Origin of the sequence: Clostridium putrefaciens, from assembly GCF_900461105.1 — a bacterium.
In the GTDB taxonomy this organism is placed as follows: Bacteria; Bacillota; Clostridia; order Clostridiales; family Clostridiaceae; genus Clostridium_L; species Clostridium_L putrefaciens.
In genome coordinates, this window is record NZ_UFWZ01000001.1 from 2,689,140 (window position 1) to 2,703,679 (window position 14,540).

Consider the following 14,540-nt stretch of genomic DNA (forward strand, 5'->3'; position numbering starts at 1 on the left):
TTCCTCTGAATATTATTACTTTTGCGATGTCACAAAATATGAAATCCACCACACATTGCAGTCATTGTATCATCATTGTTAGTTGAATTTAAAGTTTCTTTTATTCATTCGACTCTATTCTTAAATAATTATTAAATTTATTTTAAAAACGTCATTACAACCTCATCCTCCCCTGTATAATTTATACGATCATGTATCTTCCATATACCTTATGCAATTCTACACATCTTGTCTAATTCCTTCACCTTAAGAACATAAAGGAATTAGATAGAATATGTTTATATAAATGAAATTATTTGAACGCAGATATCGATACTTAACATTATTTTTAAATTATTATTAATATTTGAAATGCCATAATACCCATATAAATCAACACTTCAAGCAAAAAAACTAATGTGCAATTTTATACAAAAGATTACATTAATACATTCTTATTATTTCCTAATAAATATTTTACTAAATCTCTTGATGCAGCTTGTACATTCTCTACTTCCTCTTTTGTTGCAAATGGCTCAAAAACTCTTACTCCTAATAATGAAAAATCCTTATTAGCATAATATTTAACAAAATCTACTTCCTTTTCATCTATCTCATATATCTTTGCATATAGTCCTTCTGATATCCAGTTATCATATATTTCATAGGACTTTCTTATAAGTTCCTTTTTAAATTCCTCTGTTTCTATGAATTTGGCATCACATTTTATTCCCTCATCTATATTGGGAACTACGTATTGCTTTGATATTTGTATTTCAAGATCTTTTATTGGTGCAAATTCATTTATTTTCCGCAGTTCATTTAGTATGCATGTATAAACGCTTTCTTTTTCGTCTATATTATCCGATATTTTTGTCTTTATATTATCATTTTGATACGTTGGATAGCCTCCACTACTAGTTTCAAGTAATAGAATTTGCTCATCCTTTTTACTTCATCCTATTAGGATTACTATGGGTATAAATATAAGTATAAGTATTTTTCGCATTTTTATTTTATATTCATCCTTGTAATTAGCATAATACCCCTACTTTATATATTGAGTGCATATATATTATTCTTTTCATTTTGAATACTTTTTTAAATTAATTTTCAAAATTATCTTAGATAGAATACTATGGAAGCGTGATATTGTAGCTGTCTAATTATTGCTAACCTTGAATATATATACATTGTATAACGATACCGCCACTCCCGTCAACCCATTCCAAATAATCAATTACTGACAAGTTTCGACATGAAATTAAAATAAAACAAGAGGTTCATTTCGCCCCGCGCCCTCTAGCAAACCAAAGATTATTAAACTTATACGAGAGAGGTAATTGAATGGAACAAGATAACACTATTGCTATATGCTATAAATAGTGTGTTCATGCTAATAATTCACTTTACAGGGGTTGGAATCTTCTTCCTTACCATAAACAATTCCGTAAAATCTATACAAATACTCAAAACTTTATCCTTTGGGATATTTACTAACATTTGAAGAATTTATTATAAAATTCATCTATCCTAACTACCCGTACCCTCTAACTTCTATCCCACCTACTAAACTATATAAATATACCATTCTCTGATATGTTAACCCCTACAATAAAAAATAAGGGCTTCTAAGAATAAAAGTCCTTGCTATAAAACTAGCAACTACACTTCCAATCTCAGAAACCCTTTATTTATCAGTATCTCACACACTCTTACATCTATTTTTTTGTTATAAATGCTACCGTCTCCACATGGTTAATAGGCTTGGATTGATATCACAACCTATTTTGAGTGGATGAACGCTGTATTTTTTATATATTTTTCAGTTCTCCGTTCGTGGGAATATGTCGATATAACTTTTTTAAATTTCTCCGTTCCTGGGAATATATCCATTATCACATTGAGTTTCTAAAAACCAAATAGGCATTTCTTAACATTAATCTCATATTGTACATTTCTTTTCTATAATTATTTACAGAGTAGTTATTAAAGCAAATTCTTCCATCATTTAACGAATGAAAATACTCAGTATTATATAATAAACAAATAATCTCATGAATTTTATCTATTATTATACATTTAGACTCTTCTAAATCTACATTAGAGAAATCATACTTAAAACTTTTTAAATTTTGAGCAACACCTTCTAGATTATCAATAAAGTTTATAGAAACTGTTTCTGTACATGGATCTAACTCAATCATACTTTCTATTAATACACCATAATTATTCATTACATTTTCTAGCTTATTATAATCATCATTACTCAATAACATAGACGTTATTATATTGCTAATATCTTCATAAAATTTTTCTCTTCTTTGTTTTATTTCATTTTCTGAATATTTATGTCCCTTTGGATGATGTTTATTATAAGACTTTACCGAGGCATGACAATCAAAACATAGTGGAATACAGTTATCTTCAGAATCATCTCCTCCATCAGCCTTTTGCCTAATATGATGTAACTCAATGTTGATTCCTACATTTCTTCCGCACAAGCAGCAATGTCTCTTACATTTTACCAAAACTGTATCTTGGATACTCTTAGGAAATCCCATTTCTCAATTCTTCTTCTTTTCAAATTTTGTAGATTTAAAATTCAAATCAACTTTCATGGATTCTTTAAATCGTATTAAAAACCTGGAGCAAGAGGGTAACTTCGTCCCCCTCCAACACCCCAGGGTGCCAGTAAATTACCAAGTACAAGCATTGATGATTAAACTATCGGTGTTAATCTACCCCTTAAGTGGTAATAGTATTCGTCTCCATTCATTTTCTTTATCTTCTAATTTCACTGCATTAGCAGGACTTGTAGATGGTAAATTGAATAGACTTAAATCATCTTTATTTACATTCTTAACTACTAACCTTTTGTAGAAAACTTCTGCCTTTTTACCATTAAAATAAATGCTTTTTAAGTTAGGATAATTAATATATAGCGACTTAAAATCATTTGCTACTGGATTTTTAATGTTAGAATCACTACTATTTTCTCTATCACAACTTTTAAGCACATCCCAAATAGCAATCTTATTATTTAATAAAAATGCTTTCTTACTTTCATAATTATCATCATCCATCTCTTCTCCAAATATAGAAAATATAACTTTCCAAAACTGATTTCTCTCAGAAGCGTAATATTCTTGCTTCTTCAACGACACTTCTCCTGGCATAGTGCCTAAAATTAATATTTCACAATTTTTATCTATTATTGGATTAAAACCTTCTATCATCCCATCCACCACTTTCATACTTTTATTTAAAAGATGTTATTACTTTATCCATTAATATTCTGAACTGATTCTCATCATTTACATGATAAGCAACAGGGTGACTTTGTCTCCCTCTAACACTCCAGATACCCAGTAAATTACTAATTACTTATATCTTCTACAAATAACTCCTTTTACCTTCTTTTTATCCGATAGCTACCATCCGTAACACCTCTATCCTCCTTAAGGTGGGGGATAACGGCTGCTACGCCCCTGGATAAGTTCTTCTAAGACTCAGATGGAGATGTATTCCTTATAAGCAAACTCCACCTGAGTCTAAGAATCACTTGATATCGTAATAAAACAAAAGACTGCACACTCTCACCTTAGATGAGAAAATGCAGTCTTTTATATTCTTATATTTGTTTTAATTTTCAATACTACATTCTTTAAAACATAGCATATCCATAATAAATATTTCAATTCAACTTTTTATAAACAGCTAACTTTTTTTTCAAAACGGTTGAGGTTTTTTATAAAGCTACAACTCCGCCAAACTACCCAATCTCCCTATTCTACAGTTACTGACTTGGCTAAATTTCTAGGCTTGTCTACGTCACAATTCTTTTCTTTTGCTACGTAATATGAGATTAATTGTAGTGGTATAACGCTTAGTATTGGGGATAATATATCTAAGGTCTTTGGTATATATATTGCTGAATCTACGGACTTTTCTACCTCTTCATTTCCTTCAAAGGTTATAGCTAGTGTCTTTGCCCCTCTTGTAACTACTTCTCTTATATTGCTTATCATTTTATCCTTTAGATCCATCTGAGTTATGGTGGATATTACTACGGTGCCTTTTTCTATAAGTGCTATTGGACCGTGTTTAAGCTCTCCCCCTGCATAAGCCTCTGAATGGATGTAGGTTATTTCTTTAAGCTTTAAAGATCCTTCCATAGAAACTGCATAGTCAAGGCCTCTTCCTAGGTAGAACATATCTTTATGCATGTAGTTTTGTGCTGCAAACTTTTGAAGTATTTCTTTATTTTCTAATACCTTTTCAGCTTTTTCCGGAAGATTTAATAGCTCTTCTTTTATGCTTTCTATTTCTTCTTTTGATGTAGTTTCTTTAACCTCTGCAAAGTATAAAGCTATTATATACATAGCTACTAGCTGGGTTACATAAGCTTTTGTTGATGCTACTGCTATTTCTGGTCCTGCTAGAGTATATAAAACATCATCTGCTTCTCTAGATACTGAGCTTCCTACAACATTAGTAACAGCTATAACACGGCAACCTTTTTTCTTGCTCTCTCTTAGTACAGCTAAGCTATCTGCTGTTTCTCCTGATTGACTTATAATCATTACTAAAGTATTCTTATCCATTATTGGATCTCTATATCTAAATTCTGATGCGATATCAACCTCTACTGGGATTCTAGCTAACCGTTCTATAACAGTTTTACCTACTACCCCTGCATGATATGCAGTTCCGCAGGCTACTATATATATCTTGTTATAATTTTTTAGATCCTCTTTTGTAAGTTTTATCTTATCTAAAACTATAGGTTTTCCTTTTATTATTCTAGATGCCATGGTATCTCTTATAGCTCTTGGCTGCTCGTGGATTTCCTTTAACATAAAGTCTTCATATCCACCTTTTTCTGCTGCATCAGCATTCCAAGTTACATGAAATATCTCTTTTTCTATCTTTTCTTTATTTTCATCAAAGATTTCAACACCTTCATCTGTAAGCACCACGAACTCTTTATCATTTAATAGATAAACTTCTCTAGTATGATTTAGAACTGCTGGTATATCTGAAGCTATAAAGTACTCTCCCTTACCTACTCCAATTATTAGAGGGCTGTCTTTTCTAACTGCTATTATTCTGTCAGGTTCTTTAGTGCATATAACACCTAGAGCATAGCTTCCTTCCATCTTTGCTGTTGCCTTCATAACTGCATCTAAAATATCTCCATTATAATAATAATCCACAAGATTTGGTATTACTTCTGTATCCGTTTCTGATAAAAATTCATATCCTTTTGACATAAGCCATTCTTTTATATTTAAATAGTTCTCTATTATTCCATTATGAACTACACTTATACTTTCATTTTTATTGCTATGAGGGTGAGAGTTAACATCTGAAGGCTCCCCGTGAGTTGCCCACCTTGTATGTCCTATTCCGATATTACCTTTTATAGGACTTTCCTCTAACTTTTCTTCTAAGTTTTTTAATCTACCCTTACACTTTAAAACTTCAATTGAATTATCCTTTAAAATAGCCACACCAGCAGAGTCATACCCTCTATATTCTAATTTTGAAAGCCCCTCTACTAAAATCGGTGAAGCATCCTTTTTACCAACAAATCCTACTATTCCACACATCTTTTTGTCTCCTTTTCTGTTTTGTTTTTTTACACAACAAATAAATCCTTTAAATCTTTCTTTAAAATTTCTTTGAAAATATAATGGCTCGTAAATATTTTTTCCTAATATAAATATCTTAAGCATTACAAAAGACCTTACTAAATCTTTAGTCCTTAATAGAAATAAAGATATAACAAAAAAGTCCTACATCAAAATTTAAAATTAGATTCAGGTAAATCATTGTGTTTTAGTTTTTTAATACTTATTAATTGATTAGCTTTAGAAACAAAAAAGAATTGAATATAGATAAGTTTTAACACCTAAATTATGTTGTGCTAGAAATCACTTTCTAGTTTTATAATTCTTTACGATAGTGCTATACCGTGAGGCACCCGCCGAAATCTCGATAATCCTCATCCTCGTCAACTAAAGCGACACCCCAAATCTAAGATTTGGTTGGTGGAGCTTTCTCCACCGTAGGCGGAGATTCATTTGTCCTTCCAAAAATCTTCGATTTGGTTGGTGGAGCTTTCTCCGCTGTAAGCGGAGATTCCTTACCCATCCAAAAAATCTATGATTTGGCCTATGGAGCTTTCTCCACCGTAGGCGGAGATTCCTTACCCATCCAAAAAATCTATGATTTGTTCGGTGGAGCTTTAGTCCTGGCGCTTATATTAAACTTTCAAACCTTATTTATTATTCTTATTTTTTATTCTTATCTTTTATTATTCTGTTTTATATCTTAAAAGCTATCACATTATTATATCCATTCTTATAGGTTTTCGTCAAGATATTTAGCTATTTATTTACATTTATAAGGAGTGCACCTTACTTATATGGTATGATATCCCAATGGGGCATGTTGAATTTTATCAAGTTATTCTTAGACTGAGGTGGAGTTTGCTTATAAGAAATACATCTTTCCATCTGAGTCTTAGAAGAACTTATCCAGGGTCGTAGCAGCCGTCATCCCCCACCTTGAAGAGGATAGGGGTGTTACGAATGGTAGCCATCGGATAAATTCATTAATTTTTTTATTGACATTTCCCCATGCTCGTTATATAACTAACAAAGATCCTAATAACAAGGTTTACATAACTATTTGTAGTAAGCCTATATAAATTTTTATTTCCATCCAACACTTTATATTAATCACTAAGTGTAAAATACAAATCTACATAAGAAAGTAAGGAGTGTCATTTATGAATAATTTAAAAAGAAAAGTGTTTAGTATCGCCTTAGCATCCACTATATCATTTTCTCTAGTGGCTTGTAGTAATTCTGCTAAAGTTCCAAGCACTAATAATGATAAAACTAATACAGAACAATCAAACAAGAGTGAAGTTAAACTAGAAAAGGGTAACTGGGCAGATGAAAACTTTAAAGCCTTACAAACTCTTATAGAAAACAACGGTAAAAACAGCAAAAACTATGATGAAACTAAAAAGCCATATGCTGTATTTGACTGGGACAACACTACAATAATCAATGATGTAGAAGAAGCATTACTTGCATATCAATTAACAAATCTTGAGTTTAAAATGACTCCTGAAGAGTTTAGTAAAACTATTAGAACTAATATTCCAAAGGATAACTTTACAAAAGAATGTAACAACAAGGCTGGAGAGCCTGTTAATATTGAATCAGTTGGTGCTGATATTGATTCAGACTACAAATTCTTATATGAAAATTACAAAGGATTCAAAGGCGATAAATCTTTAGATGATATTAAAAAGACTGTCGAATATAAAGATTTTATAGCTAAAACTAGATATCTTTATGCATCAATTGGAGAATCTTTTAGTTCAGATGTAAGCTACCCATGGGTTACTTATTTATTTGCTGGAATGACAGAAAAAGAAGTTGCTACATTAACAGAGAAGTCAAATGATTACTGGTTATCACATGAACTTTCTGAAGAGACTTGGACAAGTCCTGAAGAGTTAAAGGGTAATTCTGGTGTAGTTTCTGTTAGCTTCCACACTGGATTAAGAACACTAAAAGAACAACAAAACCTTTATAAGACTTTAATGTCTAATGGAATAGATGTTTATATATGCTCAGCATCATTTATAGATGTTGTTAGAGAGTTTGCTACAAACCCTAAGTTTGGATATGATATTCCAAAAGAAAATGTATATGCCATGGAACTAGAAAGAGATGACAAAGGCGTAATTAAATCTGAATTTAGAAAAGATTACGATCAAACTCAAAGCAAGGGTAAAACTAAAACTATAGAGAGATTTTTAGTAGAAAAATATGCTGGAAAAGGTCCTTTAATAGTTGGAGGAGATAGTGCGGGAGATGTTGCTATGTTAACTGACTTTAATGATACAAAGTTTTCATTAATAGTTAATAGATGCAAAGGTGATGAGCTTGGTAAAATTTCAAAAGAAGCTGCTGACACTATAGGAAAAGAAGATGCTAGATATTATTTACAAGGAAGAAATGAAAACACTGGTGAGTTTATACCAACTCAAAAATCTGTATTCCTTGGAAGCAAAGAAGAAGTTTTATTAAAGAAAGCTAAATAATAAAATTATACTTATATAATAAAGTGAATTAATTATAGAAATAAAATATTATTTTAGGATTGGGGACAGTTCATTAATGTAGTTAGAGTATAATTTTAGTAGGCAGAACTAGTATAAAAAACTATATAAATAAAAGGAGATGCAAAAACATCTCCCCAATACATAAATTATCCATTATAATTAAGTTGCAAACACAAAACTGAATGGAGTTGAATTTATGTATAATGTTAGTTTAAATGAAAACGGCTTAACTTTCAAGGAAATAGAGAAAAAGATTTATAAGATAGTTTGTGATGAAGCCTGCAATGTTTTAAAAAATGTGTTGGAAGCTTTAGATGAAAAGCTACTTAAAGAAAGAGAGATTAAAGTATATAGAAATAAGGGACTTAAAAAGACTTGTTTAAGAACGATTATGGGGGATGTTGAATATTCAAGACGTATCTATCAGTTTGAACTTGAAGATGGTAAAACAGCTACTAAGTTCCTTTTAGATGAGTATCTAGGCATGGACACCATAGGTAATGTATCTATAAATCTTGTAGAAACTATTTTAACTAACGTGTCAGAAGTATCTTTTAGAAAAACAGCTGAAAATATAAAAACAATGTGTAATCAGGAAATTAGTGCTCAAGGAGTTTGGAACATAGTTCAAACGGTTGGAGAAAAGATAAATGAACTAGAAAAGCGTAAGATTGAACTAAATGAAAAAGGTGCGTTGAAAGGCGAAAAGGAAGTACCAGTGCTATTTCAGGAGCAAGACGGTGTATGGTTATCCATTCAGGGAAAAGATAGACCAAAGGGTAAGAATAGAAAAAAAGAACTTAAATTAGCAGTATCTTATACAGGTTGGAAGTTGCGTCCAGGTAGTAAAAAAGAATATGTTGTTATTGATAAAACTGTTTGTGCAAGTTTTAATAGTTCTAGCCACTTTAAAAAGGTTGCGGAAGCAACCATTGCTGAAAAATATAATGTTGATGAAATAGAAACTAGGATATTAAATGGAGATGGTGCAAAGTGGATAAAAGCAACCTGTGAAGATCAAGACATACACTTTAAGCTCGATCCATTTCATATAAGCCAAGCAATTATTAGAAAAGTAAGTGATCAAGTGATTCTTAGACTTAGGTGGAGTTTGCTTATAAGGAATACATATCTCCATCAAAGTCTTAGAAGAACTTATCCAGGGGCTCAGCAGCCGTCATCCCCATCTTGAAGAAGATAGGGGAGTTACGGATGGTAGCCATCGGATAAAAAAGAACAGAAAGTCTTACTTAAGTTATTTAGGCAAGGGAAAGTTGATGAAGGATTAGAAGTAATTGTTAACATGATGATAGAAAGTAATAAAGATGAAGTTGTTTTTAAAAAGCTTACAGAGCTATATGACTATTTTGTGCATAATAAAGAGGGCCTAGTTCCATATAAATTAAGAGACAATATAACTATGCCTACGGCACCCGAAGGGATAGAATATAGGCAATTAGGGACTATGGAACATAACATTTGCGATGTGTTAGCACATAGAATGAAAGGTAGAAAAATGAGCTGGTCTATTAATGGAGCCGATAACTTATCTAAAATTTTAGCAGAAAAGTTTAGCAATAGATTATTTAGTACCTTGGATAAGATCTATAAAAACATTATACCGAAGGGCGTTATAGATACTGTAATTCGTGAAATACCTTTATCCGCTTCCGCGGTTAATAAAAAGGGTACGAAATCTAAAGAATATAAGATACATACCGCGCCTATTCCTTATAGTGGAGCCGCGGTTACCTTGGGAAGAAAAGTAATACAAAAACTTTGTGGATTAAAAGGATTTGGAGATCTTAGTTACAATTAAGAATAAAAATGGGTAGGGTAAATTATAAATACCCCATGTAAAATAATGGATAATAAATTAAATAAAATAGTTGCCCACTTTTACTTGACTCAAACATTAATGTAAAGATTAATGAACTGTCCCCTTTAATATGATACAATTATTTTAAACAGTATTTTAAAAAGCTTAAAAATTAAGTGTTTCTATATATTAAAGTAAATATTGTTTTAATCTATTAAGTAAGGTAGGGTCACCAATGAGTAATATAAAAAAAGAAGCTGATGTAACTTGGTTAAATTTTAATATGCATAACCTTACAAAAGAATTTAAATGTTCTTTTGAAACAAGTGATGAAAACACAAAACAAAATAGTCATGATAACCAATATAATAAAGAGGAAGTTATCCTTAATAGAGGTAACTTTGCCTATGAGAACTATGAATCTTTGAAAACCCTTATAGAAACTAATGGTAATAAGAGTAATATTTACGATGAAAATAAAAGACCTTATGCTGTATTTGATTGGGATAATACATCAATAATTAATGATGTTGAAGATGCTGTTTTAGCCTATCAATTAATACACCTTAGATTTAAAATGAGTCCAGAGGAGTTTAGTAAAATTATTAGAAAAGATATCCCTAAGGATAATTTTAAAGATAAGTTTAATAATAAAGATGGAAATTCTATTAATATTGATTTAGTTGGGAAGGACTTAGATTTTGACTATAGATTTTTATATGATAATTATGAAGGACTAAATGGAAATAAATCCTTAGAGCATATTAAAGAAACTTTAGAGTATAAGGACTTTATAGCTAAAACTAGGTATCTTTATAGTGCTATAGGAAGTTCCTTTGATTTAGCTTCGGGTTACACCTGGTCCATGCGTCTTTTTTCTAAGATGACAAGTGATGAAGTCTCCAGGCTATCAGAAGAGTCCATCATTTATTGGTTAAAACATGAAATTAATAGAACTACCTGGACAAGTCCTCTAGCTTTAAAGGGTAAGTCAGGGATTATATCCGTTACCTTCAATACTGGTATTAAATCAATAAAAGAGATGCAAAACCTTTATAAAACCTTAATATATAATGGAATAGATGTTTATATCTGCTCTGCCTCTTATTTATACGTGGTTAGAGAATTTGCTTCAAATCCTAAGTTTGGATACAGTATTCCAACGGAAAATGTATTTGGTATGCAACTTGAATTTGATAATAATAATTTAATTAAACCAGAACTTAAAATAAATTATCACCAAACACAAGGTGAAGGAAAGACCAAAACCATTGAAAGGTTTTTAGTGAAAAAACATGGTGGCAAGTCCCCCTTAATAGTTGGTGGAGACAATCATGGTGACGTTTCTATGTTATCTTTCTTTCATGATACACGCTTTAGCTTAATCATTAATAGATGCAAAGATAAAGAACTCTTTAAACTATCAAAAGTGGCTGCTGACAGCATTGGTATGAAAAATGCCAGATACCACCTCCAAGGAAGAAATGAAAACACTGGAAAGTTTATCCAAAGCCAAAAATCTATCCTCTTTGGAACTAGTGAGGAAAGACTACTTAGATAATCAAGTGCATAATATGTCGTTTTATTCTTTTTTCAAACAACATATTGCAACAAATATTTATATATATATATGCTACTATTATATGTAAACAAACTTACTTATATATGTATATAATAGCAAATGGTTACATTTTCTTCAATTGATGCTTTTGGATATCCTACTTGTCTAACTGAAATTTGTATAGATTATCAAAATGACAGTAAGGACACCTTATCTTAGTTTTATTCATTGTGCTTCTTTTCTATTCCGATATATTAACTCTTTTAAACTTATTATATTTCATAAAGCCAGAAGGACAATGTTTATATAACTTAACAAATCAAATAAAGAAAAAGGGGTCTATTAATATGAAAAGTTTTAAAAAGATAGCAATAGTTACAGGTTTATTAGTCACTACTACTATAACTGTTGTTGCTGCTTTTACTCACAATAGTGATGAGTTTAAATTTGGACCAGAAGCTAATCCCTTGCCATGGGCTTGGGATCAATCAAGACAATATTCAAACTTTTATTGTGGTGAACAAAAACATCACGCTACAGCTATAATGAAAGATTCAGATGGCCAAGAATTTAGAGATAGAACTGATGCACCTGCTGGAAAGTGGGCTAAAGCAAAAACTAGTTATGTAAAAAATCCAAGTGAATGGAACTCTTATTATGGTCATGATTAATTTAAAAATTTTATAAACCATGAGCTTATATCTTTTGAGAGGTGTTTGAATATATTTCATACATCTCTCGACTAAAAAAGCCCTGTAATTTAAGATTTAGATTTCTTACACAAATTACAAAATTTCACTCTTAAGCATTAATTAAATCTATTAACATACATAGGGAGATGTAAAAATGAAAAAGAAGATTCCTTTAGGTTTTATTTTCCTTTTCATAACTATATTCACATTTAACTCTTTATTTTACGCAGAAAAACATAACAGATATTCTGAAATGATAAATATAGGAGAAACAAATAAAAGTAATAAGATTGTTATTTCTAATTCAGGGAGAAGTGCAGAAGATATTTATAAAATATTAAAACTATACTTAAATATGTATAATGGAAATCTATATTACAGTGAAACCTCAACAAAGCCGGGAAAATCTATTCATACAAAATATATATATATAAGTAACGCTGATTTATTTAAAGACATTAGATTAAGTGATGGTCGATTTTTAGATGTCTTTGAAAATGAATCAGATAAATTTTTGTCTACTGAAAATCTTGGTGATAGCAATCAAATAGGACAAATAGAGGATTTTGTAGGAAATAATAACTTTGAGATTAGAACAATTAAAAATAATTTAGATGATAGCTTTTTCAATAAAAATCTTATTATTCAACTAAAAGACCCATCAGATTTCAGTAAATTTGTAAAGGATTTAGAGGGAGAAGACCTATATATTCAAATATTATTAGGTAATTCAGGGGAAATGACTTCAGCGCCTGTATTTAAGATCATGGTGGTGATTTGTTTTTTTGTTTTAATAATGTTGATAGTTTATCATCTATTAAATTCCTATAAAAAAATAGGCATTGAAAAAATGCTTGGGTATAGCAAGAAAGATATATGGCTTAAGGGTATATTATCTATAATCAGCATAGAATTTATTGTTATGTGCATTACAACCTTTATTCTTATTTTTGTTAATTTTAAAGTATATAATAGTTTATTTATAGCATTTATAATTAATCTACTTAAAGTTTATATTTTAATGATTATATTCACTTTTATATTTGTGTCTATCCCCTTCTTATATGTAAAGAGAATTTCTATATCAAACATGTTAAAAAATAAGCGCCCAGTAAAGTCTATAGTGTGTTTCAATATCTTTATAAAGATTTTATTATCTATATCTTTAGTATTATTATCTGTAAGTGTATATAAAAGCTATAAAATTGTTCAATCTAGATATTCGAGTTCCTATGAAACTTGGGAGGATACAAAGGAATATGCCATAGTTACAGGATTAATAACAAAGGGCAAAACTATTAATGATGATTATTCTGTAGAGCAAATGCAAAAGGAGAAAGAACTATTCTTGTATTTTAACAAAAAAGGTGCTATATATGCAAATTTCCAGAGTTATGCTCCAGATGTGTATGAACTTAATTTAAAACATAGTGATATGAATGAAGGACCGCTATCAATAAATATAAATCCAAATTATTTAAATAAACATACTATTTATGACGAAAATGGTCAGATAGTCAGTATTGATGAAACTGAAACTGAATTAATATTATTAGTACCCAAAAACTATAAGTCAATTGAAGATGGCATAAGAAAATATTATGAATCTAACAGAAGTAACAAGGGTAAGTCTCATGCAGACAAGGAGGATGGTGATGATTCAAATGTAGCACAAGAAGAGGTGGATCCTAATATTAAAATAATATGGACTAGTGAGGGACAAAACTTTTTTTCTTATAGGCTAGATATAAATCCGGGAAGTGGAAATTGTATTACAGACCCTGTAGCTGTGGTTATAACCGAATCAAACGGAAGCTTAATTGATTATTATAAATTACTTGGATATAACGGTAGCCCTTTTAAATTTAAAGTTGATGATATATCTAATCCAGCGGCAAGCATCCTAGATAAGGTAAAGGATTACTATGATATGAGCATATACAGTTTTCCAATATCTAGTGTTTACGATAATGTTAAAGAAGAGATTTTAGAAATAAAAAGAGAAATTAGATTTTTAACTGTAATTATCACAATATTAATATCAATTATTATGATAATCACAGTGCAAAACATATATAACTACTTTGAACAACACAAGGTTAGACTAGCTGTACAAAGGTTTAATGGCTATAAGACAATTGATAAATATAAGGGGTGGTTTCTAATAGAACTTATAAGCTTTCTTATAATATTAACTATTTCTTCATTAATAATGAGATCTTATGAAGTTTTATGGATAACACTTATTTTCTTCACTGCAGAACTTATCATTTCCTTAGTATTTATTAGATTAACTGAAAAAAGAAATATCCTTAGAATTACAAAAGGAGGGTAAGT

At 30.3% G+C, this 14,540-nt stretch carries 9 protein-coding genes; 6 read left to right on the forward strand and 3 right to left on the reverse strand.

Features of this window, described 5'->3' with window-relative positions; genetic code table 11:
• Positions 1 to 1,877: 1,877 nt before the first annotated feature.
• The 3 genes from DY168_RS12265 to glmS all read right to left on the reverse strand — a co-directional run bounded on the left by DY168_RS12265 (position 1,878) and on the right by glmS (position 5,594).
• Complete coding sequence (locus DY168_RS12265) at positions 1,878 to 2,543, reverse strand: HNH endonuclease (protein WP_115642002.1); 666 nt, start codon at positions 2,541 to 2,543, stop codon at positions 1,878 to 1,880.
• 177 nt (positions 2,544 to 2,720) lie between these two features.
• The gene (locus tag DY168_RS12270) at positions 2,721 to 3,218 is read right to left on the reverse strand and encodes a DNA-deoxyinosine glycosylase (RefSeq protein ID WP_115642003.1); all 498 of its coding nucleotides are present in this window, start codon (positions 3,216 to 3,218) and stop codon (positions 2,721 to 2,723) included.
• Between the two features lie 549 nt (positions 3,219 to 3,767).
• Entirely contained in the window at positions 3,768 to 5,594 is a 1,827-nt protein-coding gene (gene glmS / locus DY168_RS12275) for a glutamine--fructose-6-phosphate transaminase (isomerizing) (RefSeq protein WP_115642494.1), read from the reverse strand.
• A 1,184-nt stretch (positions 5,595 to 6,778) separates the two neighbouring features.
• Here glmS and DY168_RS12280 point away from each other — a divergent pair.
• From DY168_RS12280 to DY168_RS12305, 6 genes are all read left to right on the forward strand, one after another.
• Positions 6,779 to 8,110: an HAD family hydrolase gene (locus DY168_RS12280; protein WP_115642004.1), complete on the forward strand. Its 1,332-nt coding sequence runs from the start codon at positions 6,779 to 6,781 to the stop codon at positions 8,108 to 8,110.
• A gap of 217 nt (positions 8,111 to 8,327) precedes the next feature.
• On the forward strand, positions 8,328 to 9,323 hold the full coding sequence (locus DY168_RS12285; protein WP_115642005.1) for a UPF0236 family transposase-like protein: 996 nt from the start codon (positions 8,328 to 8,330) through the stop codon (positions 9,321 to 9,323).
• A 111-nt stretch (positions 9,324 to 9,434) separates the two neighbouring features.
• Entirely contained in the window at positions 9,435 to 9,950 is a 516-nt protein-coding gene (locus tag DY168_RS12290) for a hypothetical protein (protein ID WP_115642006.1), read from the forward strand.
• Positions 9,951 to 10,185: 235 nt separating this feature from the next.
• The gene (locus DY168_RS12295; RefSeq protein ID WP_242984129.1) at positions 10,186 to 11,511 is read left to right on the forward strand and encodes an HAD family hydrolase; all 1,326 of its coding nucleotides are present in this window, start codon (positions 10,186 to 10,188) and stop codon (positions 11,509 to 11,511) included.
• Positions 11,512 to 11,858: 347 nt separating this feature from the next.
• Positions 11,859 to 12,182 carry a lactococcin 972 family bacteriocin gene (locus DY168_RS12300; RefSeq protein ID WP_115642007.1) on the forward strand — a complete coding sequence of 108 codons (324 nt, stop codon included), beginning with the start codon at positions 11,859 to 11,861 and terminating at the stop codon, positions 12,180 to 12,182.
• Positions 12,183 to 12,357: 175 nt separating this feature from the next.
• Positions 12,358 to 14,538: a DUF1430 domain-containing protein gene (locus DY168_RS12305; protein WP_115642008.1), complete on the forward strand. Its 2,181-nt coding sequence runs from the start codon at positions 12,358 to 12,360 to the stop codon at positions 14,536 to 14,538.
• Positions 14,539 to 14,540: the final 2 nt, after the last annotated feature.